The sequence below is a fragment of the Bordetella sp. genome (assembly GCF_057362025.1).
This window is the reverse complement of record NZ_JBMQQZ010000003.1, coordinates 245,633-270,582: the sequence shown is the minus strand read 5'-3', so window position 1 is coordinate 270,582 and position 24,950 is coordinate 245,633. Positions and strand designations below refer to the sequence as shown.

General features: G+C 65.1%; 23 protein-coding genes. 14 read left to right on the top strand and 9 right to left on the bottom strand.

Annotated features, from left to right (window positions below):
- Nucleotides 1-1,514: GNVR domain-containing protein (locus ACO1P8_RS02440; protein WP_486294337.1), on the bottom strand; the 1,514-nt coding region annotated here is incomplete at its 3' end.
- Nucleotides 1,515-1,608: 94 nt separating this feature from the next.
- Entirely contained in the window at nt 1,609-2,748 is a 1,140-nt protein-coding gene (locus tag ACO1P8_RS02435; RefSeq protein ID WP_486294336.1) for a polysaccharide biosynthesis/export family protein, read from the bottom strand.
- A gap of 238 nt (nt 2,749-2,986) precedes the next feature.
- On the opposite strand from ACO1P8_RS02435, the gene ACO1P8_RS02430 reads away from it, so the two are divergent.
- From ACO1P8_RS02430 to ACO1P8_RS02375, 12 genes are all read left to right on the top strand, one after another.
- Complete coding sequence (locus tag ACO1P8_RS02430; RefSeq protein WP_486294335.1) at nt 2,987-4,396, top strand: undecaprenyl-phosphate glucose phosphotransferase; 1,410 nt, start codon at nt 2,987-2,989, stop codon at nt 4,394-4,396.
- The gene (locus ACO1P8_RS02425) at nt 4,386-4,889 is read left to right on the top strand and encodes a GDP-mannose mannosyl hydrolase (protein WP_486294334.1); all 504 of its coding nucleotides are present in this window, start codon (nt 4,386-4,388) and stop codon (nt 4,887-4,889) included. The genes ACO1P8_RS02430 and ACO1P8_RS02425 overlap by 11 nt, the downstream gene beginning before the upstream one ends.
- On the top strand, nt 4,886-6,310 hold the full coding sequence (locus ACO1P8_RS02420; RefSeq protein ID WP_486294333.1) for a mannose-1-phosphate guanylyltransferase/mannose-6-phosphate isomerase: 1,425 nt from the start codon (nt 4,886-4,888) through the stop codon (nt 6,308-6,310). Before ACO1P8_RS02425 ends, ACO1P8_RS02420 begins: the two co-directional genes overlap by 4 nt.
- A gap of 138 nt (nt 6,311-6,448) precedes the next feature.
- Complete coding sequence (gmd, locus tag ACO1P8_RS02415) at nt 6,449-7,561, top strand: GDP-mannose 4,6-dehydratase (protein ID WP_486294332.1); 1,113 nt, start codon at nt 6,449-6,451, stop codon at nt 7,559-7,561.
- A 4-nt stretch (nt 7,562-7,565) separates the two neighbouring features.
- Nucleotides 7,566-8,519: a GDP-L-fucose synthase gene (gene fcl, locus ACO1P8_RS02410; RefSeq protein WP_486294331.1), complete on the top strand. Its 954-nt coding sequence runs from the start codon at nt 7,566-7,568 to the stop codon at nt 8,517-8,519.
- A 52-nt stretch (nt 8,520-8,571) separates the two neighbouring features.
- Nucleotides 8,572-9,888 carry a lipopolysaccharide biosynthesis protein gene (locus ACO1P8_RS02405; RefSeq protein ID WP_486294330.1) on the top strand — a complete coding sequence of 439 codons (1,317 nt, stop codon included), beginning with the start codon at nt 8,572-8,574 and terminating at the stop codon, nt 9,886-9,888.
- 10 nt (nt 9,889-9,898) lie between these two features.
- Nucleotides 9,899-10,819, top strand: a complete 921-nt coding sequence (locus ACO1P8_RS02400; RefSeq protein WP_486294329.1) for a glycosyltransferase family 2 protein — start codon at nt 9,899-9,901, stop codon at nt 10,817-10,819.
- 9 nt (nt 10,820-10,828) lie between these two features.
- Nucleotides 10,829-12,187, top strand: coding sequence for an O-antigen ligase family protein (locus tag ACO1P8_RS02395; RefSeq protein WP_486294328.1), 1,359 nt, complete (start codon nt 10,829-10,831; stop codon nt 12,185-12,187).
- Entirely contained in the window at nt 12,180-13,334 is a 1,155-nt protein-coding gene (locus tag ACO1P8_RS02390) for a glycosyltransferase (protein WP_486294327.1), read from the top strand. Before ACO1P8_RS02395 ends, ACO1P8_RS02390 begins: the two co-directional genes overlap by 8 nt.
- Nucleotides 13,331-14,224, top strand: coding sequence for a glycosyltransferase family 2 protein (locus ACO1P8_RS02385; protein WP_486294326.1), 894 nt, complete (start codon nt 13,331-13,333; stop codon nt 14,222-14,224). The genes ACO1P8_RS02390 and ACO1P8_RS02385 overlap by 4 nt, the downstream gene beginning before the upstream one ends.
- Nucleotides 14,225-14,241: 17 nt before the next feature.
- Nucleotides 14,242-14,802, top strand: coding sequence for a WcaF family extracellular polysaccharide biosynthesis acetyltransferase (locus ACO1P8_RS02380; RefSeq protein WP_486294325.1), 561 nt, complete (start codon nt 14,242-14,244; stop codon nt 14,800-14,802).
- On the top strand, nt 14,799-16,049 hold the full coding sequence (locus ACO1P8_RS02375) for a WcaI family glycosyltransferase (RefSeq protein ID WP_486294324.1): 1,251 nt from the start codon (nt 14,799-14,801) through the stop codon (nt 16,047-16,049). Before ACO1P8_RS02380 ends, ACO1P8_RS02375 begins: the two co-directional genes overlap by 4 nt.
- Before the next feature lie 128 nt (nt 16,050-16,177).
- Here ACO1P8_RS02375 and ACO1P8_RS02370 read toward each other — a convergent pair whose 3' ends face one another.
- The 5 genes from ACO1P8_RS02370 to ACO1P8_RS02350 all read right to left on the bottom strand — a co-directional run bounded on the left by ACO1P8_RS02370 (nt 16,178) and on the right by ACO1P8_RS02350 (nt 22,478).
- On the bottom strand, nt 16,178-16,855 hold the full coding sequence (locus tag ACO1P8_RS02370) for a helix-turn-helix transcriptional regulator (protein WP_486294323.1): 678 nt from the start codon (nt 16,853-16,855) through the stop codon (nt 16,178-16,180).
- A 239-nt stretch (nt 16,856-17,094) separates the two neighbouring features.
- Nucleotides 17,095-17,871 carry a helix-turn-helix transcriptional regulator gene (locus ACO1P8_RS02365; protein WP_486294322.1) on the bottom strand — a complete coding sequence of 259 codons (777 nt, stop codon included), beginning with the start codon at nt 17,869-17,871 and terminating at the stop codon, nt 17,095-17,097.
- Nucleotides 17,872-18,413: 542 nt separating this feature from the next.
- On the bottom strand, nt 18,414-20,042 hold the full coding sequence (locus ACO1P8_RS02360) for a glucosamine inositolphosphorylceramide transferase family protein (RefSeq protein WP_486294321.1): 1,629 nt from the start codon (nt 20,040-20,042) through the stop codon (nt 18,414-18,416).
- Nucleotides 20,043-20,256: 214 nt separating this feature from the next.
- Entirely contained in the window at nt 20,257-21,759 is a 1,503-nt protein-coding gene (locus ACO1P8_RS02355; protein WP_486294320.1) for a sensor histidine kinase, read from the bottom strand.
- Nucleotides 21,756-22,478 (bottom strand): response regulator transcription factor, encoded by a 723-nt coding sequence (locus ACO1P8_RS02350; RefSeq protein ID WP_486294319.1) that lies wholly within the window; start codon nt 22,476-22,478, stop codon nt 21,756-21,758. Before ACO1P8_RS02350 ends, ACO1P8_RS02355 begins: the two co-directional genes overlap by 4 nt.
- 162 nt (nt 22,479-22,640) lie before the next feature.
- On the opposite strand from ACO1P8_RS02350, the gene msrA reads away from it, so the two are divergent.
- Nucleotides 22,641-23,363, top strand: coding sequence for a peptide-methionine (S)-S-oxide reductase MsrA (gene msrA, locus ACO1P8_RS02345; RefSeq protein WP_486294318.1), 723 nt, complete (start codon nt 22,641-22,643; stop codon nt 23,361-23,363).
- A 3-nt stretch (nt 23,364-23,366) separates the two neighbouring features.
- Here msrA and ACO1P8_RS02340 read toward each other — a convergent pair whose 3' ends face one another.
- Together ACO1P8_RS02340 and ACO1P8_RS02335 are read right to left on the bottom strand one after the other, a co-directional pair.
- Nucleotides 23,367-23,573 carry a hypothetical protein gene (locus tag ACO1P8_RS02340; protein ID WP_486294317.1) on the bottom strand — a complete coding sequence of 69 codons (207 nt, stop codon included), beginning with the start codon at nt 23,571-23,573 and terminating at the stop codon, nt 23,367-23,369.
- Between the two features lie 86 nt (nt 23,574-23,659).
- The gene (locus tag ACO1P8_RS02335; RefSeq protein WP_486294316.1) at nt 23,660-23,986 is read right to left on the bottom strand and encodes an NIPSNAP family protein; all 327 of its coding nucleotides are present in this window, start codon (nt 23,984-23,986) and stop codon (nt 23,660-23,662) included.
- A 131-nt stretch (nt 23,987-24,117) separates the two neighbouring features.
- On the opposite strand from ACO1P8_RS02335, the gene ACO1P8_RS02330 reads away from it, so the two are divergent.
- Nucleotides 24,118-24,912, top strand: a complete 795-nt coding sequence (locus tag ACO1P8_RS02330) for an N-acyl homoserine lactonase family protein (protein WP_486294315.1) — start codon at nt 24,118-24,120, stop codon at nt 24,910-24,912.
- Nucleotides 24,913-24,950: the final 38 nt, after the last annotated feature.

Here is a 24,950-nt window from a genome sequence, read left to right as displayed (position 1 = left end):
TCCTGCAGATCGCTGTAGGGCACGGTCGCCAGCACCGGCAGCCCGGTATAGCGTTCGATTTCGTCGGGATCGGTCAGGCCGCCGAACAGCGCGTTGCGTACGAAGGCGGCAACCACGCCAAGGACCAGGCCGGCCAGCGCGGCAATGCCCAGCACGATGGGCGCCTTGGGGCTGAGCGGCCGTTCCGCCGCCACCGCCGTATCCACCACCCGCACATTGCCGACCTTGCCGGCGCGGATCATGCGCAGCTGCTGCGCGTTGTTCAAGAGGCCGGTGTACAGATCCGTATTGACCTTGACGTCGCGGGTCAGCCGAACCACGTCCTGCTCCAGGTCCGGCAGCTCGCGGATCTTGCTGTTCAGCTTGTTCATATCGCCGGTCAGCGAGGCGATCTGACGGTCGATGGCGGTAATGCTGGGGTGCGAGGCCGCAAAACGGGTCACCAGTTCCTGACGCCGCGCCTTCAGCTCGAAGATGCGGTTCTGCGTTTCCACCGACTGGCCCAGCACCAGCTTGGCTTCCTCGGTCAGGTCGATGGTGCCGCGCGCATTTCGCAGGGCGTTGTAGCGGGTCTCCGAATCTTCCAGCTGCTTTTTCAACACGGGCAATTGCTGATCCAGGAACGCCAGCGATTTCTCGGCCTGAGCGGTCTTGCGGTTGGTGTTCTGCCGCACGTACTCCTGGCCGATCTCGTTCAGCACCGCGGCCGTCAACACCGGATCCTGGCCCTGCAGCGTCACGCCGATCACGTTGGACTGGCGGCCGCGCTCGAAAATCCCCATGCGGGTCTGCAGCGATTCGATCGCTTCCAGGCGCGAATTGCGTATCACCGTAAAGGTGGTCTCCGGACGGGCCTGCAGGACGTCGATCTGCACCTCGATCGCCCCGCCGGGCACTTCGAAGCGCTCCAGCTGCCCGACGCGCCCTTCGAACCGCCGGTCGTGCACGGGGTCGACCAGCTCGTAGGCGCCACCGCCCAGCGCGACCACGCTCAGCTTCTTGCCGATCAAATCGTCGGGCACGTCGATACGATTCACCTGGATACGCTCGCCCCCCCAGGCCCAGCCTCCCGGTATCGCATCGGTGATCGCGGCCGGCAGCGCAAAGCTCTCATGCCGCCTGGCCAGCCACCGGCCTATGACCGGGAAGTAGTCCGGGGTCGCATGCACGTAGAGCTGGTAGTAGTCCACGGCATGTCCCACCACCATGCGCGAACGCAGTATCTCCATCTCCCCCGACGCGGCCTGCTTGATGTCGAAGATCGACGACACGTCGCCCAGCATGCTGGTCCTCTGCCCGGTCGGCAATTCCTCTTCCACCTGCACCGCGATGTCCGACTGGTACACCGGCGGTTTGATCAGGTAATAGGCGACGCCGATCAGGGTCGCGAGTACGGTCACGGCGATGATCATGAAACGATTCGCCAGCAATACGTCCACGTACGACATCATTGGTGTATCGGGAGGCGTTCCCCCGGTATTGGCGTATTCCAGCTGGAGAGGAGGCTGCTTCATTGTCGACTCGCTAGTAGGAAGAAACATCGCGCCGGCCGGAGCCGGCACACGGAGGCCCGCATCGCAACACCATGCGGGCCGCGTGCGGAGGGGGTTACTGTTTGCGGACGGCGTCCACGGTCTGGACCGTCTGCGCGCTGGGGAACAAGAGCGAGATAAAGCGATTCCACCGCACCAGGTTGCCCGCATCGACGAAAACAACGTCCTTCGATTCCAGCGGGAACTTCTGAGCTACCGCCATGGCCTGGGGAGATGCGCTGTCCAGACGAAATACCTCCGGTGTGGCGTTGGGCAGGGAACGGACGACATAGATGTCCGCGGGCTCACTGGTCAATTGGCTCGGACCGGAGGTCTCGCCCAGCGCATCGCCGAGCGTAAGCACACCGTCACGCATTGTCAGTGCCTGAGGCACCGTCACTTCTCCCATCACGTAGACCTTGTTCTCGTCGCGCGGCACGACCCGGACAATGTCGTTGGATTGCAGCAGGATGGATGTCGGATCGATGCCCGCCTGCTGCAGCAACGGCAAATCCACGCGCGTCGTCTGACCGTTACGCGTCACGTAAACGCGGCTGCGGTCCGCCGTGGCAAGCACCCCGCCGGCCGTGTTGATGGCCTGCGGCAGGGTCATCGGCACATCGGTAATCGGCAGCGGACCAGGCGTCTTCACTTCGCCTTCCACGAATACGCGTTTGCTGCGATAACCTAGCACGCGCACTGTGATTTGAGGATCCTGAATATAGTTGGCCGATCCCCGTATGAGGCCGCTGCGGACCTGTGCCTCGGTCAACCCGGCTACCTTCACAAGGCCTACGTAGGGGAACTGAATGTAGCCATCCGAAGAGACCGGATAGCCCGGAATACCGGCTCCCGTGTCGCCGAAGGTAAGTTCGGTCGGCCCCGTTCCGATGCTGTAGGTCTGGGTCGGAAGCACTAGTTCCGGATGGTCCCAGACCACGATCGAAAGGATGTCGCCCGGTCCGATCACGTAGGGTTTAGGCGTGCCGATAAGTTTACGAACGTTATCGCTGACGGGCTGATCCCTTGCCCGCGTCTGCTCCATCGCCAGTTTCGGCGTGATGGCCTTGACCTCCACACGCGAGTTGGGATCGTTGGGATCGACCAGGAAGTCGGGCTTGTAGCGCATGCCTGGCGCGAATGCGCAAGCGCCCAACAGCGAGAGCAGCGCGACCATCAGGCCGCCCCGGCATAGCGTGCGAAGGATCGTGTTCATTGGCTTTCCACGGTTGACGGCCCGTCAGGGCCTACTGTTTCCCGGTACTACGGCCGCGTAACGGGTTGCGACATTCCACGCGATTTCCGCGGTGCCGCACATTGGGCTGACGGCCTAATACTTCGCATAAGCCCTTTGGACGTTTCGACCTGCATGGCTCGTCCCTATGATTTTTCGGTCGTCATATGCGCCGCGCACTTCGCCGGCCGCGCCGATGAAATCGCCCTGGGAGCACGTCATGGACACCTCGTCGGTGAATGTATCGGGCCGGCTTGCCGATACGAGCCTGCTGTTTCGATTGACGGATGCCGCGGTGGTGGCGGCCGTCGGATTGGCCGCGACCACCTGGCTGGACGTGCGCCAGGGACCGGACGTCGCGCCCATACACGCGATGCTGGTGTACCTGTGCAGCTTCGGCACCATCGCGCTGTTTCCCGCGTTCCGTCTATACAGCTCATGGCGCGGCCGCAGCCTGTTCGACCTATCGATACGCAGCTTCGCCGCGTGGACGGTGGTGTTCGCGCTCGGGATTCTGATCAGCTTCGTGAATCACCAGGCCGGCGCGATATCGCGCTTGTGGGCGCTGGTGTGGTACGGCGGTACCGCGGCCGGTCTGGTGGGACTGCGGCTGGTGGTGCACAGCATCCTGCGCGAGGCACGCGACCGCGGCATGGACCGCAAACGCGTGGCCATGATCGGCTTCGGTACGCTGGGGCACGACCTGTGGCGACGCGCCTCGGCCGCGCGCAGCACGGGCTACGAGATCGTCGGCATCTACGTCAATACCAGGGAGCATGTGCCGGCGCGCGTCCATCGCATCGAAACCCTTAACGAACTATCGGGCTTCATCCGCCAGCACGAGGTGCGCGAAGTATGGATCGCCCTGCCGGTCGAATCCAGCCAACTGGTACGCGAGGCGATTTACCACCTGCGCCACGATTGCATCGACGTGCGATGGATCCCGGACGTCATGTCGGTCCGGCTGCTGGGACACCGCGTGGACGAGTTCCTGGGCGTGCCCGCGATCGAACTGAACAGCCTGCCCGCCGCCGGTATCCGGGGCCTGGCCAAGGAGATATTCGATCGCGTGTTCGCGTCCTGCGTGCTGGTGGCCCTATCGCCGGTACTGCTTTCCATCGCCATGCTGATCAAGCTGACGTCGCGCGGACCCGTGCTCTTCACGCAGAAGCGCCTGGGCGTGGACGGCAAGGTATTCAACGTCTACAAGTTCCGCAGCATGACCGTGCACCAGGAAACGCACGGCACGGTCACACAGGCCACGCGCGGCGATGCGCGCGTGACTCCCATCGGGGCATTCCTGCGCCGCACCAGCCTGGACGAGCTGCCGCAGTTCATCAATGTGCTGCGCGGCGAGATGTCCGTGGTCGGCCCGCGCCCGCACGCGCTGGAACACAATGAACAGTACAAGGATGTAGTGGCGCGCTACATGATGCGCCATCGCGTCAAGCCCGGCATCACCGGATGGGCGCAGGTGAACGGCTATCGCGGCCAGACCGACACCATCAACAAGATGCGCAGCCGCGTGGAGTTCGATCTGTACTACATACAGAACTGGACCTTCCTGATGGACCTGCGCATCATCGCCAAGACCGCCGTGTCTGGCTGGACCGGGAAAGATGTCTACTGACCGACGGGCGCGGCCCGCCGCGGGCAGGCTCAGCGCCGAGCGCTTCCGCGCCGCGGTCGACATGCTGCCGCTGGTCTCCATCGACCTGCTGGTGCGGGACCAGCGGGGACGCTATCTGCTGGGCCTGCGCGGCAACCCGCCGGCCCAGGGCCGGTGGTTCGTACCGGGCGGGCGCATCCGCAAGGGCGAAGCGCTGGCACAGGCGCTGGAGCGCCTGGCCAGCGAGGAACTCGGCATGACCCTGCCGCCGGCGCGCTGGCGCCTGCGCGGCGTGTACGAACACTTCTACGACATCAATTTCGCCGGCGAACGCGGGATGCCCACCCATTACGTGGTGCTGGCATATCAGACGCAATTACCGGCCGGTCCGCTGGCGTCGGCACTCCCCGCCAGCCAGCACCTGGGCTACCGCTGGGACACCCCCGAGGATGCCGCGGCCGACGCGCAAGTGCATCCCTACACGAAGGCCTACTTCACGGAGCAACATCCATGACTGGACCCTATCCCGAGTTTCGCCCCGTCATCCTCTGCGGCGGATCCGGTTCGCGGCTTTGGCCGCTGTCGCGCGAACTGCTGCCCAAGCAGTTCATCCGCCTGACCGGCGAGCGCAGCCTGCTGCAGAACACCGTCATGCGGCTCGCCGACAACGCCGGCGCGCGCCGCCCGCTGCTGGTCTGCAACGACGCCCACCGCTTTATCGCGGCGGAGCAGCTGCAGGAGCTGGATGGCATCCAGCCGGAACTGCTGCTGGAACCCTGCGCGCGCAATACCGCGCCCGCCATCGCGGCGGCGGCGCTGCGCGCCATGCGCGATGGCGACGATCCGGTCATGCTCGTCGTGCCGTCCGATCACGTCATGGAGGAGGGCCAAGCGCTGCGCGACGCCTTCCGCGTGGCGCACGAGGCGGCCAGCGACGGCGCCCTGGTCACCTTCGGCGTACGGCCGACCGCCCCGCTGACGGGCTACGGCTATTTGCGGACGGAAGCATCGGACGGCCCGTGGCATCGCGTCCAGGCTTTCGTCGAAAAGCCGAACGCCGAGCGCGCGGCCCAATTCCTGCGCGACGGCGGCTACTACTGGAACAGCGGCATGTTCGCGTTCCGCGCGTCGGTGTTCCTGCACGAGCTGGAGCGCCTGGCCCCGGCCATGCTGAATGCGGTACGCGCCGCCGTACGCGCCGGCGCCGGCGATGACGCGGCCTTCCGGCTGGATGCGGCGGCCTTCGCCACCTGCCCCAGCGATTCGATCGACTACGCGGTCATGGAGCGCACCGACAGCGCGGTGGCCGTGCCGCTGGATGCCGGCTGGAGCGACGTCGGCGCCTGGGACGCCGTATGGGACATTGCCTCCAAGTGCCCGGACGGCAACTCGACCTCGGGTGACGTACTGATCGAGGGGTCGCGCAACTGCCTGGTGCACGCGACCAACCGGCTGGTGGCGACGATAGGACTGGACAACATCGTCGTCATAGAAACCGCCGATGCCGTGCTGGTGGTACACAAGGACCACACGCAGGATGTCAAGCGCGTGGTGGAAACCTTCCGCGCCCAGCACCGCAGCGAAATGGAGCATCACCGCGAAGTCAGGCGCCCATGGGGCTCCTACGATTCCATCGGGCAAGGGCCGCGTTACCAGATCAAGCGCATCACGGTAAAGCCGGGCGCGCGCCTGTCGTCGCAAATGCATCATCACCGTGCGGAGCACTGGGTGGTGGTCTCGGGAACCGCGCGTATCCACAACGGCGACCGGACTTTCCTGCTGACCGAGAACCAGTCCACGTATATCCCCCTGGGCGAAGTGCACTGCCTGGAGAACCCCGGCAAGATCCCCCTGGAACTCATCGAGGTGCAGTCGGGCGCCTACCTCGGCGAGGACGACATTGTGCGTTTCGAGGATATGTACGGCCGCGTCTGAGCCCCGCGGGCCGCCGGCCCGCCCGGGCCTTCCCCCAATGGGGCGACACGGGCAGGCTGCCTTAGACCTTCCGGCCGATACCCCGGCTAGCACTACGTCAGTAATCTTCTTGCACATCTCAGCCTTAAGGACACAGCCATGCCAAAACGGGCACTGATTACGGGAATCACCGGCCAGGACGGCGCATATCTCGCCGAGTTTCTCCTGGGCAAAGGCTATGAGGTGCACGGCATCAAGCGCCGCGCCTCGCTTTTCAATACCGCCCGCATCGATCACCTGTACCAGGATCCTCATACCAGCCCGCGCAACTTCGTGCTGCACCATGGCGACATGACGGACGCCTGCAGCCTGATCCGCATCGTGCAGGCCGTGCAGCCGGACGAGATCTACAACCTGGCCGCGCAAAGCCACGTCGGCGTCTCGTTCGAGGAACCCGAATACACCGCCAATGCCGATGGCCTGGGCACCCTGCGCCTGCTGGAAGCGATGCGCATCCTGAAGATGGAGGACCGCACCCGGCTGTACCAAGCGTCGACCTCGGAACTTTACGGGATGGTGCAGGAAGTCCCCCAGCGGGAAAGCACGCCCTTCTATCCTCGCAGCCCCTACGCGGTCGCCAAGCTGTACGCCTACTGGATCTGCGTGAACTACCGCGAAGCCTACGGCATGTACGCGTGCAACGGCATCCTCTTCAACCACGAATCGCCGCGGCGCGGTGAAACCTTCGTCACCCGCAAGATCACCCGCGCGCTGGCGCGCATCGCGCTGGGGCTGGAGGACTGCCTGTACCTGGGCAACCTGTCCGCGCTGCGCGATTGGGGACACGCGCGCGACTACGTGGAAATGCAGTGGCTGATGCTGCAGCAGGACAAACCGGAGGACTACGTCATCGCGACCGGCATGCAGTACAGCGTGCGCGATTTCATCAATATCGCCGCGCGCGAGCTGGGCTTGCTGCTGGCCTGGGAAGGCGAAGGCGTCGACGAGACCGCCACCGTTCTGCTGAGCCCTGCCTATGAGGCGGTGAAGCCGGGCCAGGTCATCGTGCGCGTGGATCCGCGCTACTTCCGCCCGACGGAGGTGGAAACGCTGCTGGGAGACCCGACGAAGGCTAGGGAAAAGCTGGGATGGACGCCGCGCACCAGCTTCGAGGGGCTGGTCAAGGAAATGATCGCCAACGACCTGAAGGAAGCTCAGCGCGACGCCCTGGTCGAACAGAACGGCTACGAAGTCTACGCCTACAAGGAATAGCGCCATGGCTGACCTGGATCAATACGTATTCGTGGCGGGCCATCGCGGCATGGTGGGCTCGGCCATCGAACGGGAGCTGCGCCAGCGCGGCTATCGGAACATCGTCACCCGCCTGCACAGCGAACTGGATCTGGAGAACCAGAACCAGGTCAACCGCTTCTTCTGCACGCAGCGCGTGGATACGGTCTACCTGGCCGCCGCGAAGGTGGGCGGAATCCTGGCCAACCAGAACCATCCGGTGGACTTCCTGTACCGCAACCTGATGATGGAATGCAATGTCATCCGGGCCGCACACGCCGCCGGCGTGCGCCGCCTGCTGTTCCTGGGGTCGTCCTGCATCTATCCCAAGCTGGCACCGCAACCCATGCGCGAGGAAGTGTTGCTGACCGGCCCGCTGGAGCCGACCAACGAGGCGTATGCGATCGCCAAGATCGCCGGGCTGAAACTGTGCGAAGCCTACAACCGCCAGTACGGCGCCCGCTACCTGTGCGCCATGCCGACGAACCTGTACGGGCCGAACGACAACTACGACCTGGAAAACAGCCATGTGCTGCCCGCGCTGATCCGCAAGTTCCACGAAGCGCGCGAACAGGGGTCGCCCACGGTCGTCATCTGGGGCACCGGCAAGCCGCGGCGCGAATTCCTGCACGTGGATGACTTGGCGCGCGCCTGCGTGATGCTGGCGGAGTCCGACCGTGCCGAGGGGGTTTACAACGTCGGCGTGGGCAGCGATGTATCGATCGCCGAGCTCGCCGCCATGGTCGCGCAGGTGGTGGGCTACCACGGGGAACTGGTGTACGACACCGGCAAGCCGGACGGCACGCCGCGCAAGCTGCTCGACGTGAGCCGCATCCAGGCCCTGGGCTGGCGCCCCGAGATGGGGCTGCGCCAAGGCATCGAGTCCACCTATCACGACTACCTGCGCCATGCCGCCCGGCAGGCGCTGCCGCTTGCCTAGATCCGGGTCCGCTCCGGCGGGCTCGCGCAACCGATACGGGGGAATCGCGCTCATGCGTGCGCTCGTCAGGAAATACATCGCCGGGAACGCCTCGTTCTGGGGCTTGATGGAATACGGACTGGGGCCGCTCATCGCCCTGGCCGCCACGCCCGTCCTGCTGCGCCAGCTGGGCACGGTGGGCTTCGGGCAGTTCGCCATGATCATGGCGCTGGCGGGCTTCGGCAACGTCGCCAACCTGGGGGCAGCGGTGACCGGCACCAAGCTGGTTTCCGAACGCCTGCACGAGCGCGGCGGCGCCATGCGCGGCGCCGGGGTCAGCTTTTCGCTGGTCGGCTGCGCCCTGGTCTTCGTGGTAATGCTGGCACTGCTGGCCTGGGGTGGCGTGTCCTGGCTATGGCCCGATGCCACTTTCGGCGGCATCGCAGTGTCGACCCTGGCGCTGCCCGCCCTTGCCGTCTACCTTAGCCAGCAGTTCGACCAGTTGTTCACCGGTTGCCTGAAGGGCCGCGAAGCATTCGCGACCACGGCACTGTGCGAAGTCGGCGGCCGCCTTACCGCCTACACGGTGACCTGCAGCGTGGCGATGTTGACCGGTTCCCCCACGCTGGCCAGCCTGACGCAGGCCTGCGGCCTGCTCGCGACCGGACTGGTCAAGATGCATCTGTTTGCCCGTCGCGAAGGCCATTACTTCGTGCGGCCGCTCCTGGATCGCCGGGCAATGGGCGCGGCCTTCCGATTTTCGCGGTGGTCCTGGTTCAACAGCCTGAGCGCCGTCGCCTTCGGCTCGGTCGACCGCATCCTGGTGGGATCGCTGCTGGGCCCGGCCACCCTGGCCATCTATACCGTTGGCGCCCAGGTGGGGCAAATGATCCATACCGCCTCGGTGGCCATATTCCAGAAGACCATGCCGCGCATCAGCCATCTCGCCGCCGGCGCCGATGGCGAGCGCGCGGTATCGAGGGAAGTGCGCCGCCTGATGGCAGTCAACCTGGCGTTGTCCCTGCTCGGTACCGCGCTGGCCCTGGCGATCAGCGCGCCCGTCCTCTCCCTGATGCTCGGCCATGCCTATACCCCCGGTCACCTCGCGACTTTCAGGCTGCTGATCGTCGCCGCGGGCCTGCTCTCCCTGAATGTCGTTGCCCATTTCGCGCTGTTGGGCATGGGCAACAGCCGCGCGGTGGCCGTCCTGAACGGCCTGGCCGGGGTCAGCATGGTCTGCGTGCTGTTCCTGCTGGTGGCGCCGGTGGGCGAGATCGCCGCGGGCTGGGCGCGCATCGCGTATTCGGTGACGACGCTCTACGGCATTTACCTCGCACTGCGCCAGTCGCGCCCGCCGCCCTTCGTTCCAGCCCGTACCGCAACACGATAGTTTCACGCCCATGCTGAGGTCTTTGATGCGCAAGCGCCATTTGAAAGCCACCCGCGACCTGGTCGACTTCGTCAGCCGCCTGCAGGTGCCCCCGCCCCCGGCGGACGCCGACAGCCTGCCGAAGATCACCATCGTCACGCCGTCGTACAACCAGGCCCGCTTCCTGGAACGGACCATCCTGTCCGTGCTGAACCAAGGCTACCCGCGGCTGGAATACATCATCATGGACGGCGGCTCGACCGACGGCAGCGTGGACATCATCCGCAAATATGAATCGCACCTGGCCTATTGGGAAAGCAGGAAGGACCGCGGGCAATCGCATGCCATCAACAAAGGCTTCGCCATGGCCACCGGCGATTACGTCGGCTGGCAGAACTCCGACGACCTGTATTGCCCCGGCGCACTGGTCAAGCTGGGCCGCGCCGCCGCCAAGCGCCGTCCGCCCATCGTCAACGGCCATCTGTACATCGCCGATGCCGACAACCGCATCTTCCGCCAGGTCTACTACATTCCCCTGACGCGCGCCAAGCTGACCGTCATACGCGCATCCATCCCCAACCAGGTCGCGCTGTTCCGCCGCGACAGCCTGGAGCACCACGGCCTGCTGAAAGAGGAAATGCGCTATTGCATGGATCTGGAGCTGTGGAGCCGCCTGCTGCACGACGGCCCCAACGTCATCGTCCCCACGGCCATGGGCGTCTATACGGCGCACGAGGAAACCAAGACCGCCCTGCTGCAGGATGTCCTGGAGCGCGAGCGCGAGCAGATCGTCGGCGACATCCGCGCCACGGAAAGCGGCCTGGGTCCGCTGTTCGGGCTGTCGTGCCGGGCGGCCAAAGTCGCGGCGCATGCGCGCCAGGGCGATCTGGATTATCTGTTCGACAAGCTGCTGCATAAAGTAGCCGGTCGCGACGACTGGAATGCTCACTAAGAGGCCGCCATGCGTCACGTCCAGAATCACTATTCGACCGTACCCCTGCTGTGCGCCTTCGTGTTCAGTGCGCTGGCGCTGAGCAACGAGTCGCTGGTCATCGCCGTGGGCGGCTTCAAGCTGTCGCTCTTCGATCTGATCTTCGTGGCCATCCTTGCCGTCAAGTTCGTCAGGCTGGCCGATCCGGACGCCTATCGGCTGCCTTCCGCGCCCATCACGCTGCTGATGGGGCTGAACCTGCTGGCCTGGGCCTACCTGATCTATATGGCACCGCCGCCACCGGGCATCGAGGCCGGCGATATGTTGCGCGACATGCGCATCGTCGTCTATTTCCTGATAACCCCTTATCTCTGCTATCGGGATATCGACGGCCCGGAAGCCTATCGCAAGCTGCAATGGACCATCGTGGCCGCCGGCCTGACCGTATCGGCGCTGATGATCATCAAGGTCGCGATAGGGTTCAGCACCGTGGATCCGGTACGCGACGTCAACCTGGGCATCTGGGCCCTGCCCATGTCCATCACATCCATCCTTTATTTCCGGGAGGTGCTCGGCCTGAAATCGCGTACCGCGTATTTCCTGATCATGTTCATGTTCATGGCGCTGGTGTTTTCGCTGAATCGCAGCCAGTACCTGCAGCTTGCCGTCACGGTGGGCATCGCCGTTGCGCTCGGCGGCAAGGTCGGCGCGCTGCGGCGGGTCACCGTGATCTTCGCGCCCGCCATCGTCGCCGGACTGCTGGTGTTCTACGCCATCGGCTATCTCGATGTGCTGGCGAGCCGGGTGCTGACGGTCGAAGCCCTGGACGACGACTCCAGCTACGGCGCCCGCGTACAGGAATACGAGGGCCAGATGGATCAGTTCCGCGAAGAGCCCCTGTTCGGCCATGGGGCCGGCTACCGGTACTGGGTCATGGGCGAAGACGGGTTCGAGCTGGGCACCTTCGCGCATAATTCCTGGGCCTTCTACCTGATGAAGTTCGGGCTGGTGGGTACCTTCGCCATCATGGCGCCGCCGCTGCTCCTGATGCTGCTCTCGCTGGGACGGCGCAACGGCAACGCCGGGCTGGACATGCATCGGCGCTACCTGATCGCCTGCGTCCCGATATACATCTTCATCGACTCCCTTTCCGGCGGGCTGGCCTACGCGCCCAAGACCGCCCTGACGGGTTTTCTCCTGACCTACTGCCTGTCCTTGTTGCGCAACTACCGTCCGGCCCTGTCACCCTACGAGGTGGCGGCCGCGCGGCCCGTCGCGCCGGCCGGGCCTGTTCCGCCCGCGGGACCGCGTCAACGCGCCCCGCGCCCGATCATTCCCGGACAAGCGCCTGGAAAAACCGCCTACCCGAGGTTGCCGCACCATGGTTGATATTCTCTTCGTCGTTCCGGACCTGCATCGCGGTGGCGTGGGCCGATGCGTCTACTTCATGCTGGAAGAACTGCCCAAGCACGGTTTCACCACATCGCTGTTCTGCATGCGGGAGATCGAGCACGAGTTCAGCCCCAGCAAGGCCAACGTCACGCGCGGCGTCGCCCGCAAGCTCAGCAACCGGGCCATGCAGATTTCCGCGCCCTGGAGCCTGGCACGGCTGATCGCCACCATCCGCCGCGAACGGCCCGCGGTCGTCTGTTCGCATGGCCTGATCTGCAACATCCTGGTCGCCGCCGCGCGCACGCTGATGTCCGGCAGCTTCCGCACGGTCGCCTTCGAGCACAACAGTCCGTCCGCGCACTACCGCTCCACCAGCCTGGGAGGACTGAAGCGCGCCCTTTTGCGCAGTTGCTACGGAGCCCATGACGACGTGGTGGGTGTCTCGCGAGGCGTCGCGCGCGACCTGGTCGCCATGGTGCCCTCGCTGCGCGACAAATGCCGGCACATCTACAACGGCATCCCGCTCGACGAAGTGCGCGCACAGGCCCGCGCCCCTGGTCAGACGCTGCCGCGCGACGGCAAGCTGCACGTCGTATCGGTGGGCCGCCTGGTCAGCAACAAGGGCTTTCAGACGCTGATCGACGCGGCCTGCCTGCTCAACGATCCGGGCATCGTCTTCACCATCATCGGAGAAGGGCCCCAGCGCGGCGAATTCGAGGCACAGATCGCCGCGCGACAGCCCGGCAGTCCGGTACGCCTGGTCGGCCACGTCGACAATCCCTTCCCCATGCTGGCCAGCGCGGATATTTTCCTTTCGGTCTCGGAGCGCGAAAGCTTCGGCATCGTGCTGGTGGAAGCCCTTTGCCTGGGCATCCCCGTGGTCGCGACCGACTGCCCGTCGGGGCCCGCCGAAATCCTGGAGGACGGCAAGTTCGGCGAACTCGTCCCCGTCGGCGACGCAGCCGCAGTGGCGCGCGCCATCCAGTCGCTGGCCGACGACGGCTCGCGCCGCGAGCATCTTTCCGACCTCGGTCCCCAGCGGGCCGCGGACTTTTCCCTGGAACGCCATTGCCGCAATGTGGCCGACCTCTTCCAGCCCCTGCTGCGCAAGCAGGCCCTGGACCGCGTAGGAGCGCGCACATGACCCGTGTACCAGTATCCGTGATCGTCATGACCAAGAACGAGGAACGGAACATCGAAAAATGCCTGCGGGCGCTGAGCGACTTCGACGAAGTCTTTGTCGTCGATTCGCACAGTACCGACCGTACCGTCGAGATGGCCACCGCCCTGGGCGCGCGCGTGGTGCAGTTCGAATGGAACCGGCGGTATCCGAAGAAGAAGCAATGGTGCCTGGACAACCTGCCCTTCTCCCACGACGTGGTGCTCTACGTGGACGCCGACGAAGTCATGAGCCCGGCGCTGACACGCGAAATCAACGACTGCCTGCCGCGCTTCGCCCAGGGCGCGGGCGGCGCCTTCGTCGGCTTCGACTACGTTTTCTGCGGCAAGCTGCTGCGCCACGGCCATCGCGTGTACAAGCTGGTGCTGCTGCCGCGCGCGCGCTCGCGCTTCCTGGACTACAACGACCTGGACGTCGCCAATATGTGGGAAGTCGAGGGCCACTACCAGCCGCAGGTCGCCGGGCCGGTGTTCCTGCTCAAGCACCGCATGGCGCACCACGACCACGACGGCTTGTTCCACTACTTCGACAAGCACAATAAATACTCCGACTGGGAGGCCAGCCTGCGCGTCAAGGGGCTGCTGAACGATCCGCGCGAGGCCAATATCGGCCTGCGTTCCGCCATGAAGCGCATCTTCGCCGCCATGCCCTTCAAGGCCGCGGCGGCCTTCGTGCACTGCTACATCGTGCGCCTGGGGTTCCTGGACGGCAAGACCGGACTGGACTACGCCGTGGCGCGATCCATGTATTACTGGCAGATCGGCATCAAGGCGCGCGAACTGCGCGCGGCGATGGCGGCTGCTTCTCCCGCCGCCGACGCCGAGGCCGATCCCGTGCGTGGCGGCACACATTGACCCGTGGAGCCGGCGCCATGGACACTTTCCAAAGACTCAATCTTTTCCAGATGCCCACCGGCTTTCGCGGCCGGAACGCCTTGTACGTGCAGCTGTGGTGGATGGTGCAAAGCACCGCATTCCGCTATTCGCCCCAGTTCGCCTACGGCTTTCGGCGTTTCCTGCTGCGGCTGTTCGGGGCCCATGTCGGAGAAAAGGTGCTGGTCCGCGCCAGCGCGAAGATTACGTATCCATGGAAAGTCCGCATCGGCGATTATTCCTGGATCGGCGACGACGTCGTCCTGTACAGCCTGGCCGACATCGACATCGGCAATCATGCGGTCGTCTCGCAGCGCGGTTATCTATGCGCCGGCGACCACGATGCGGCGCTGCCCGAATTCCCCATTCGCGGCAAGCCCATCGTGATCGAGGACGGTGCCTGGATCGCCACCGACGTTTTCATCGCCCCGGGCGTCACGATCCACCGGAACGCCGTCATCGGGGCGCGAAGCTCGGTCTTCAAGGATATGCCGCCCGGCATGGTCTGCCATGGGACGCCCTGCCGTCCGGTACGCCCCCGGGTGCGGACCCTTCCATGAAGATACTCGTCTACGGCATCAACTTCGCGCCGGAGCTTACCGGTACCGGCAAATACACCGGTGAAATGGCCGCCTGGCTGGCGGCTCGCGGCCACCGGGTCACCGCGATCACCGCTCCGCCGTACTACCCGCAATGGCGCGTACAACCCGGCTACCGCGCCGGCCGCTACGCCGCCCAGACGTGGCAGGGCGTCAAGGTCCTGCGCGCGCCGCTTTGGGTTCCGCCCAAGCCGGGCGGCGCGAAGCGCCTGCTGCACCTGGCGACATTCGCCCTGTCCAGCCTGCCCCTGCTGCTGGCCTGCGCGCTGCGCCGCCCCGACGTCATTATGGTCGTCGAGCCGCCCCTTTTCTGCGCGCCGGCGGCCGTGGCCGCCGCGCGCCTGTGCGGCGCGCGCGCATGGCTGCACATCCAGGACTACGAAGTCGATGCAGCCTTCGAACTGGGCCTGCTCAAGGGAGACCGGCTGAAGCGCCTGGTCGGCGGCATCGAACGCTGGCTGATGCGGCGCTTCGACCGGATTTCCACCATTTCGACCCGCATGCTGGCGCTGGCGCGCCAGAAAGGCATCGGCGACGATCGCCTCGTGCTGTTTCCGAACTGGATAGACGTGGATGCCGCGCGTGCCGGCGCCGCCGCGGTGGACTACCGCGGCCAGCTGGGCATCCCGGCCGACGCCATCGTCGCCGTTTACTCCGGCAACATGGGCGGCAAGCAGGGCCTGGAAACCCTGTCCGGCGTCGCCCGCATCCTGCGCCGGCTTGCCGGCATCCACTTCATTTTCTGCGGCGAGGGCCACCAGCGCGAAGAACTGCGGCTGCGCTGCGCCGAACTGCCTCAGGTTCATTTCCTGCCGCTGCAGCCGGCAGAACACCTGCCCGCCCTGCTGGCGACCGCCGATCTGCACCTGCTGCCGCAGCGCGCCGGCGCGGCCGATCTGGTCATGCCGTCCAAGCTGACCGGCATGCTGGCCAGCGGCAAGCCGGTTATCTGCGGCGCCGCGCCAGGTACCGAGCTGGCGCAGGTCGTCGCCCAATGCGGCATCGTCGTTCGGCCGGAGAGCCCTGGCGCCATGGCCCGCGCGATACTGCGTCTGGCGGCCTCCCCCGCACGGCGCGCGGTGCTGGGCGATGCGGCGCTGCGCTACGCGCGCGCCCACTTGCACACCGACACCGTGCTGGAGCGCCTGGAGCGCGAATTGGCCGCGCTACGCGAGCCCGGGCGGGCAGCGGTCCGCAAGGCCCAATAGGCTTCCCGCGGCCGCGCGCGGCACGGCGTTTCCCGACGCGCGTACGCCCTCGACACGCGCCCTCCAGGGCGCCTGCTGCGATGCCTGTCGCCCCCCACGGAACCAGTCGCCACGCACGTCCGCGGACGTCATCCGGGCGACGGCTCGTCGCCTTTCGCCTCGGGTGCCTCGTCGCGCAGCAACCCCTCCTGCACGGCGATATAGGCCGCTTCGGCCTGGTTGCGGGCGTTCAGCTTCCAATACAGGGTGCGTGCGTGGCTTTTCACGGTAGCGACGGAGATGCCGATTTCCCGGCTGATCTCGCGCATCGTGCGGCCCTTCGCCAGAAGCCGAAGGATCTCTTCCTGCCTGGGCGTGAGCATCCGTATCGCCGCATGGCCGCGCCCGGGCAAATGCGACGTGGTCTGCGTCGCCTCGACGATCGTGCGCGGAAAGCACTGCCCGCCGGCCAGCACCAGGTGCACAGCGGCCGTAATGGCTTCGGTGGTGGACGATTTTGGAAGCAGCCCGCACACACCCGAGCGCGCCGCCTCCAGCATGAAGCGCGGGTCGAGCGTATCGTGCAGCACCAGCGTATGGCGGGGTGCCAGCAGCGACATCGACGCCGACAACAAGTGCAAGTCGTTATCCGTCACTCCGGCGATTCCCAGGACCAGCAATTCCACGGGACGCACCGCGGATAAGGACAACTCGTTCAACTTCTGCGGCGCCATGGCCATGACGCTTTCGGGGCTGCGCGCGGTCTCCAGGATGTGTTGGATGGCGATGCGCAGAATCGCATATTCCTCGATCAGGACGGTAGTCATTCGCCGGGAGCCTCTCACGATGTGCTGAGCGTCCCAGCCATGGCACGGATCGGGTCGATCGTGGCTTGCTCGGGAACGGCCTGCGCCATCGTATCAAGGGCATGCCCCTGTGCATCTCCGCCGTGCGGATGACAGCCGACGCATGGGCCTTAACGGCCTCGCTCCCAATGCAAAAAGCAAGCCCCGACTCTCATCGAAAGGCTTGCTTCGAAGTCCGACTAAAACCGCGATCTAACGCGCTAGAGCCGGTTGCGCTCATAACTGGATCCATTGGCACCGCTGGAATCCCAATCCAGCGTGGCGCCACGTTGCAAGGCCGTGTATACCGCCTCCCCTTTGTTTTTCACCTGCAGCCGCTGGTACAGCGTGCAAGCGTGGGTCTTTGCCGTCGCCACGGAAATATTGAGCATGCGGCTGACCGTTTTGATCGGATAGCCGCGCGACAGCAGAACCAGGACTTCGTATTGCCGCGGCGTGATCTTCAGCAACTGCGCCCCGGCCGTGATCGGCATTGCCATCTTCTGACTGGCCGCATGATCGCCATCGCCGGCCATCATCATCGACGTATTGGCAGGCGCATGCTGCACGGCCGCCGCCGGTGCATCGGCGGTGGCCGACGGTTGCGCCATCTGGCCGCTCGGAAAGCATTGCCCCCCCGCCATCACCAGCCGTATGGCGGCTTCCAGCACCTCGATCGACGCCGTTTTCATCAGGCATCCGTGGATGCTTCCTTCCGGAAGACGGGACAGGGCCTGCATAGGCATGTTGTCCACCAGGAGGAGGATGCGCTTGGGCGCGAGCACCCGGCGTACATCCGCCAACGCTTGCCAACCGGTTTCGGTTTCGATCGGCAAGCCGAAAATCAGAAGTTCGGCGCCACGGTTTTGCTCAGCGGCTTCGTCCAGATTCGCCAGATCCAAACCGACGATTTCCCACACGCCTTCAACCTTGCCCAGAATTTGACGCAGACCCAGCCGTAAAAGTGGATGAGCCTCGATCAAGACCATTTTCGACATAGCTTTCCCCATAAGACATCATCAGATGCAACAAGAGTGCAGCAGTGAATGGTACGTAGCGCAAACACACGGCGGCTATTTTTTTGTTCGGTGTGTCTGCCGACCACTTGGGCGAGACGTTGGCGGAACCGACCGAAACTTGAGTAGTCATCGTTAGGATGACCAGTCCATGTTATGGGTAGCCCAGTCCAAAATCAAGCTTATCCAATCGACATAAACCGACAGGAAGCGAAGTCATCCGTTAGTATCAATCGAATGCCCCCGGAAGCCGCCCCTCCTGATTTTTTCTGCATCAATAAACATCAGCGCCACGCTGGTTTAAATGCGGTACTAAACAAGTTTTGAATGGAGTCGGTCTGCAAGCTTTTGCAAGCGACCCTGGGCGAGTTGTGTCTTCATGTAGAGCTCCAAGCCTTATTTCATGCGGGTTTCGGGGGGGAGCGGCGAAACGCTGCTGCTGCTTTACGCGATGCGCCGCGATTATGCTGCGGGGAGTTTCCTTTTACCGGCGCGCCACCCGCGGTGGCGCGCGCCGGTATTTGTTATTCCATAAATGCAAAGTCGAACACGGTATGACCGCCGTGGTGATGCCAGTGATGCATGGAAGCGAATGGTTTGCGCAGGAAACTGGGGTAATTCACGGGGCCGTCGGCCTCCCGGTAGGTATGGGGCGTAAGCTCCTCTATCCGGTTCAGCGACACCCCGTTGCCGTAGTGCTGGAAACCCTGCGACTGGGCGCAGCGGACCACGCTGCCGTCCGCCGCCAGGATCACCCCGGCGTTGCGGGCCTTGACGGGGCTATGGACGATCGGATTCAGGGCATGCGGCGTCCAGCGGTCCGTGTCGGGACGGTCGGCGTAGAAGGCGAACAGCTCGTCGCAATGGCTGACGCCATCGGTCCGATCGATGTTCGTGAATAGCCACCAATGCCCCCCGTAAGGGAAAACGATGGTGTCTACGGCCGAAATATTGTCCATCAGCCTGCAATGCAATTCCCATTCAAGCGGGAATTCCGTGCATTTCCACAATTCGATGGTTCGGTTACCGCAGGTTTCCGGCACCATATAGGTAGCCCCGCCGTATTCGAAAATGTAGGGGAAACTCAAGTGATAAGGCAGGTCCAGCACCACGCCCAGAAAGCGGAAGGCTCCGTCGATATACGTGGCGACCGATATCTTCCCTTTACGCTCGCGGAAGTAATAATCCTCGAAAAAAATATAGGGTTGTCCGTTGCGGGTATACACGAAGGGATCGGCAAAAAACCGCCCCTTCGGCGGCACCATGACCGCTGCCTCGGAGGTAACGACCTCCTGGCGCCCGGTCGGGCACATACCGATGCGCCACCGCACGTTGCGCTTCATGGCGCGACGCAGCACCATGCTCGAGGCCAGCCATGCCTGGCGAGCCAGATAGGCGGCGCCGTCCCATTGGGCCGGCTGCGGGCGGGTCATCGCCGTATGGATCTGCAGCGACGACGAGGGCTGCTTGCGCCGCTCCGGCTGCACCATCGCCTGCAAGGTATCGAAGATCATCAGGTTGGCCAGGCTCAGGGCGCGCGCGCGGTTCTTCAGCCAAAACACCTCGGTGTTGAAGCTGCGCGCATCGAGCAATTCATCGGCCTGCTCGGTCGCCCCCAGCCGCCACAGCTTGACCGTGGTGTGGTCGGAACGCTGATACACCTCCCAGAACCCGGCGTGGGCCACATGCTGCTGGTCCTTGAGGTCCGAATGCACGGGCATCCATACCCCGTGGGCCGGCAGGGAAGCCAACTCTCCCCGTATCGCCGGCGCGCCCAGGATCAGGATGACGTCCAGGCGCAGCGCCATCAGATCGCGCAGCTGCTCCGGATCGGCGGCCAGCAGGCCGCCATGGCCGCGGGTGACCCCCAGGTCCAGCACCGGCGTACCGGGAGGCAGGGATGCGGTCAGCTCGCTGGTCGCCAGCTGGGCGCGGTGGCGGGTTTCCAGCATGCGCGATTCCAGCCGCGCCACGGTCCCCAGCGGGTCGCGCGACCACGGCAAGCTGCGTTCGGCGGACTGCGTATCGTCCCAGGCGACGATCAGCGCGGCGATCTGGAAGTGTTCTTCACGCGATAGCCACTGGGCGACTTCATGCACCCATCCAGGCTGGTTCGTGGCATTCACGAGCAACGCAACGGTCTTCTTGTCCATGTCCCATCCGATTCAGGCGTTCACGTCATACCTACTCCGCGCAGATAGTGCGCGCAGTAATGCGAGAGCTCCAGAATGCGTTCACCCTAGGCCGTACGAGCGACGGGGCATAGGGCGCTTCCTAGGTCGAAAGCACGGACCTACACCTATCGATCTACAGGCGAGGCCGCACCATGCCTTGTGCGTAGTGGTGGCCGGGGCCCTGGACCGGCCGCTACGCGCCGGACGTGGTCGGCCGGGCAGCCGCCGCGGGGAGGCGGAATTCGAAGACGGCCCCCCGGCCCGGTCGCGACACCAGCCGTATATCGCCGCCATGCAAGGCGAGGATGCGATGCACGGCGAGCAGGCCAAGACCGCCGGCCTCGGCGCGATCCGAGCGCCATACGGAAGCGCGGGTGAAGAGATTTTCGCGCAGGGGCTCGGGTATACCCGGTCCGTCGTCGCCGACCGTGACGATGGCCGCGCCCCTGTCCGCGGTCATGCGAACGTCTACCGCACCGCCCAGCGGGCTATGACGGATGGCATTGTCGAGCAGATTGGTCAGAACCCGATCGATCATCCCGATGTCGGCCTCCACTGGCGGTAGATCGCGGTCGAAGCCGGCCGACAGGTGCAAGCCGCGCGCTTCGGCCGCGAGCTCGAATTTCTGGAAGACATCCTGCACAAGGTCGGGCAGCGCGAAGACTTCCTTATCCGGCTGGATCAGGCCGGATTCCAGCCGCGCCAGCTCGAACAGGGATTGCGCCAGGCGGCCGACTTTACGGCTTTGGCCCAGGGCGATCTCCAGGTAGCGGCGCCGGTCTGCGTCATCCAGGGTATCGGCCTTTATCAGCAGGGTTTCCAGGTATCCATGCAGGGAGGTCAGCGGCGTGCGCAGGTCGTGCGAAATATTGGCAACGAGCTCGCGCCGTTGCTGGTCCTGCCGGCTGAGCTCGCGCCATTGCTCCGCGATGCGCGCCGCCATCTGGCGGAAGGCCTGTTCCAGCACGCCGATTTCATCGCCGCCGGCGGGCGGCATGGCGGCCGCCGGCGACGCGCGCAAGGTTTCGGTGGCGGCCTGTTCATTGGCGTCGAAGTCCCGCACCACCGCCGTCAATCGACGCAGCGGACGCGTGATCAGGGCGAAGGCCACCAGCCCGGCTATCAGGCAGCACAGGGCCACCAGCCCCAGGGACATCAGCATCGTGCGCGTCGTCGCGCTGGCGGCCAGATTGGCCGACAGGGCATCGCGCCGCTCTCCTTGCAGGACCACGTAGACATAGCCGGCGTTCTCGCCGCGTACCGTCAAAGGCGCGGCGTCGAAAACCTTGCGCCCTGTCGCGCTGCGCGGATCGTCGCCAAGGACAGGCAGGGGAGCGCCGGCCAGCAACTGCCGCACCGGCTCCATATCGACCCGTTCGCGCTTGAGGTGTCCGCGCGGCGCCGCATCGCCGACGATACGGCCGTCCCTGGACAAGAGGTAGACCTCGACGCTGGGGTTGACGGCCATCAGCTTGTCGAACAGATCCCGCACGGCACCGGGACGCAGGCCGTCCGCGTCCATCAGCGGCGCGCTGTCGGCGATGTGCCGCGCCAGTCCGCTGGACAAACGCTGCGCGGTTTCCTCTTCCCGCACGTGGTTGGCATTGATCTGCAGCCAGGCCGCCGCCGCCGTACATGCCAGCAACAACACCGCGAAGACCAGGGACAGGCGCTGCGACAGGCTCAGGTGCCTCATGCGGTATCCCCGCCGCCGGCTGCCGCGAAACGGTAGCCCTTGCCCCATACCGTAAGGATGCGTTGGGGTTCCGTGGGATTGGCCTCTACCTTCAGGCGCAGCCGGTTGATGTGCGTATTGACCGTATGTTCGTAGCCGTCGTGCTGGTAGCCCCAGACCTCGTGCAGCAGGTCCATGCGGGAGAAAACCTTGCCGGGATGGCGCGCGAAGAAATACAACAGGTCGAACTCGCGCGGCGTCAGGTCGACGGCGTTGCCGTCGACGAAGGCCTCGCGCGCGAGCGGATCGATGCGCAGCCCGGCGATATCGATCATGCCGCCCTCCATGCGGGCGTCGCGGGCCAGCGCCTCCACACGGCGCAGCAGGGCCTTAACCCGTGCGACCAGCTCCATCATGGAAAACGGCTTGGCCAGGTAGTCGTCGGCGCCCAGCTCCAGGCCGATGATGCGATGGACTTCGCTGGCGCGGGCGCTGGTCACGATGATGGGCGTGTAGCGGGTCATCGCGCGCGCGCGGCGGCAGATCTCCAGCCCGTCCACGCCCGGCAGCATAAGGTCGAGCACAAGCAGGTCCCAGCCCCCGCCTTCCAGCAGGCGCAGGCCGTTGTCGCCATCCGCGGCGTGGACCACGTCGTAGCCTTCGTCACGCAGGTGCAGGCGCAGCAGTTCGGCGATATGGGCGTCGTCTTCGACGATAAGAATGCGTTTTGCGGAGGTCATATCGGTCACGGCGTTCGGGCGCCAGTATGGCCCGGCGGTCGCTATTGTCGCGCAGGCGCGTGCCGGCGCGGCGCCGCGCCGGCAATATCACGGTTAATTTAAGTTTCCGCGGGCGCGGCGGCGCCATAATTCCTTCGCCCCCCGCCCCTTCGGAGCCCCATCATGACATTCGCCGCCCGTTTCCCGGCCAAATGGCCTTTCCTGGCGCTTGCCGCCTGCGCCGCCGCCGCGACGGCCCTGTTCGCCGGACACGCCCCCGCCCAGGCCGCCGAAGCCGCGGTCGCCATCCCGCCGCCCGTCCAGGACGAGCCCGCCACGACCGCCGCCACCGAAACCGCCGTCTTCGCCGGGGGCTGCTTCTGGGGCGTGCAAGGGGTATTCCAGCACGTGCGCGGCGTAAAGCAGGCGGTCTCCGGCTATGCCGGCGGCAGCGCCGGCACGGCGCACTACGATGACGTCAGCGACGGCGACACCGGCCACGCGGAGTCGGTCGCGGTGACCTACGATCCGCGCCAGATCAGCTACGGCAAACTGCTGCAGGTGTATTTTTCCGTGGCGCACGATCCTACGCAACTGAACCGGCAAGGGCCGGATACCGGCACGCAGTACCGCTCCACCGTGTTCTACGCCAACGACATGCAGCGCGAAGTGGCGCTGGCCTATATCGCCCAGCTCGGCAAGGCCGGCGTCTATGCCAAGCCCATCGTCACCACGCTGGAGAACCTGAAAGGCTTTTATCCCGCCGAGGCCTATCACCAGAACTTCCTGGTGAACAATCCGCGCTATCCGTACATCGTCTACAACGATCTGCCCAAGATCGCCAATCTGAAGCAGATGTTCGCGGATATCTACCAGGCGCAGCCGGTCCTGGTGGCGGTGAAATAGCGATCAATCCTTGCCTGGCTGCCGGGCAATGCCGGGCGCGGCGACGGAAGCCGCGACCTGCACCAGGCGGGGACGCCAGCGCCGCCGGCAGGATTCGACGCTTTTGCCGTCCTGCAGCGCCCGCAGGAACCCCGCAGCCTGCTCCACCGTCCGGAAGTGGTAAAAACTGCCACCATGCCTGACCATGCGTCCGTCGCGACCTGAGTCCATGCTGCACCTCCGGGAGTGGAGAGCGTCGACAGCAAGGCGCATGCCCGGAGAACCATGCCGGGGCCGGCCGGCCCCGGCAACCGCCGTCAGCGCAATGCCGAATAGGCCGTGGGCGCCAGGAACTGGTTTTCCACCCGCTCCACGATGATTTTCTCGGCCTCGGTGGCATTGCGCTGGCGGATCCAATCCGGATCCGCCTGGAAGGCGTTCCATTTCTGCTCGCGCTCGGCCAGGCTCTCCCATTTCAGCAGATAGGTCAGCGTCTGGTTGCTCGGCCCCGCCAGCGTGGTCCAGAAGCCGATCTGCTCGATCCCATACTTCTTGAAGAACCCCAACGTAATGCCGGTGAAGCGCTCGTTCAGGGCGGGCAGCCTGCCCGGAGCGCAGTGATAGACACGCATTTCGACGATCATCCGTTCATCTCCTTGGTTGGAACCGCGGACGGATCATACCGTCCCTCGGCACGTTGAATTGTATTATTGACTGACTGTCAGACATTACCTATCATCGCCCGATGCCGCATCCGAGACGGAGGAGACCCGCCATGCTTCCCGAGTACGAAGTCTTCGCCATCAAATATGGCGAACATCAACGCACCGCCGCCGCCAATTTCCTGGGCGGCGACCCGCACAACGGCCCCATGCCCATGGATTATTTCGTGTGGCTGATCCGCGATGCCGGGCGCACCTGGGTGGTGGACGCCGGCTTCGATGCCGACGAGGCGCGCGCGCGCGGCCGCAAGCTGATCCATCCGATGCGCGATGCGATGAAGCTGATGGATGTGGACGTCGACGCCGTGCGCGACCTGATCGTCACACACATGCACTACGATCACGTCGGCAACCTGGCGGCCTATCCGAACGCGGTCTTCCATCTGCAGGACCGCGAAATGGAGTACGCCACCGGCCGCTATATGGCCCACCGCTGCATGGCGGAAGCCTTCAACCTGCGCGACGTGCTGCAGATGGTCGAACAGGTCTATGCGGGCCGCGTCCGCTTTCACGATGGCGATGCCGAGATCGCGCCCGGGATCACCGTGCACCGTATCGGCGGCCATACCAAGGGCCTGCAGGTGGTGCGCGTGCATACGGCGCGCGGCTGGGTCGTGCTGGCCTCCGATGCCTCGCACTATTACCGCAACATGGAGGAAGGCCGCCCGTTTCCCGCCGTGTTCAATGTCGGCGACATGCTGGAAGGCCACCGCCGGCTGGATACGCTGGCCGATAGCCACGCTCACATTGTGCCGGGCCACGACCCCCAGGTCCTGCTGCGCTATCCGCCGCCCGCGCCGGCGCTGGCCGGCAAGGTCGCGATGCTGCACGTGCCTCCATCGCAATAGGCAGGCGGCGGCGCCGGCGCGGCCCGCGCCATGGCGGC

Bases quoted from the DNA above. Each gene is read 5' to 3' on its own strand.
- ACO1P8_RS02435 (WP_486294336.1), bottom strand. From the start codon at position 2,748: ATGAACACGATCCTTCGCACGCTATGCCGGGGCGGCCTGATGGTCGCG.
- ACO1P8_RS02430 (WP_486294335.1), top strand. From the start codon at position 2,987: ATGGACACCTCGTCGGTGAATGTATCGGGCCGGCTTGCCGATACGAGC.
- ACO1P8_RS02425 (WP_486294334.1), top strand. From the start codon at position 4,386: ATGTCTACTGACCGACGGGCGCGGCCCGCCGCGGGCAGGCTCAGCGCC.
- ACO1P8_RS02420 (WP_486294333.1), top strand. From the start codon at position 4,886: ATGACTGGACCCTATCCCGAGTTTCGCCCCGTCATCCTCTGCGGCGGA.
- gmd (WP_486294332.1), top strand. From the start codon at position 6,449: ATGCCAAAACGGGCACTGATTACGGGAATCACCGGCCAGGACGGCGCA.
- fcl (WP_486294331.1), top strand. From the start codon at position 7,566: ATGGCTGACCTGGATCAATACGTATTCGTGGCGGGCCATCGCGGCATG.
- ACO1P8_RS02405 (WP_486294330.1), top strand. From the start codon at position 8,572: ATGCGTGCGCTCGTCAGGAAATACATCGCCGGGAACGCCTCGTTCTGG.
- ACO1P8_RS02400 (WP_486294329.1), top strand. From the start codon at position 9,899: ATGCTGAGGTCTTTGATGCGCAAGCGCCATTTGAAAGCCACCCGCGAC.
- ACO1P8_RS02395 (WP_486294328.1), top strand. From the start codon at position 10,829: ATGCGTCACGTCCAGAATCACTATTCGACCGTACCCCTGCTGTGCGCC.
- ACO1P8_RS02390 (WP_486294327.1), top strand. From the start codon at position 12,180: ATGGTTGATATTCTCTTCGTCGTTCCGGACCTGCATCGCGGTGGCGTG.
- ACO1P8_RS02385 (WP_486294326.1), top strand. From the start codon at position 13,331: ATGACCCGTGTACCAGTATCCGTGATCGTCATGACCAAGAACGAGGAA.
- ACO1P8_RS02380 (WP_486294325.1), top strand. From the start codon at position 14,242: ATGGACACTTTCCAAAGACTCAATCTTTTCCAGATGCCCACCGGCTTT.
- ACO1P8_RS02375 (WP_486294324.1), top strand. From the start codon at position 14,799: ATGAAGATACTCGTCTACGGCATCAACTTCGCGCCGGAGCTTACCGGT.
- ACO1P8_RS02370 (WP_486294323.1), bottom strand. From the start codon at position 16,855: ATGACTACCGTCCTGATCGAGGAATATGCGATTCTGCGCATCGCCATC.
- ACO1P8_RS02365 (WP_486294322.1), bottom strand. From the start codon at position 17,871: ATGTCGAAAATGGTCTTGATCGAGGCTCATCCACTTTTACGGCTGGGT.
- ACO1P8_RS02360 (WP_486294321.1), bottom strand. From the start codon at position 20,042: ATGGACAAGAAGACCGTTGCGTTGCTCGTGAATGCCACGAACCAGCCT.
- ACO1P8_RS02355 (WP_486294320.1), bottom strand. From the start codon at position 21,759: ATGAGGCACCTGAGCCTGTCGCAGCGCCTGTCCCTGGTCTTCGCGGTG.
- ACO1P8_RS02350 (WP_486294319.1), bottom strand. From the start codon at position 22,478: ATGACCTCCGCAAAACGCATTCTTATCGTCGAAGACGACGCCCATATC.
- msrA (WP_486294318.1), top strand. From the start codon at position 22,641: ATGACATTCGCCGCCCGTTTCCCGGCCAAATGGCCTTTCCTGGCGCTT.
- ACO1P8_RS02340 (WP_486294317.1), bottom strand. From the start codon at position 23,573: ATGGACTCAGGTCGCGACGGACGCATGGTCAGGCATGGTGGCAGTTTT.
- ACO1P8_RS02335 (WP_486294316.1), bottom strand. From the start codon at position 23,986: ATGATCGTCGAAATGCGTGTCTATCACTGCGCTCCGGGCAGGCTGCCC.
- ACO1P8_RS02330 (WP_486294315.1), top strand. From the start codon at position 24,118: ATGCTTCCCGAGTACGAAGTCTTCGCCATCAAATATGGCGAACATCAA.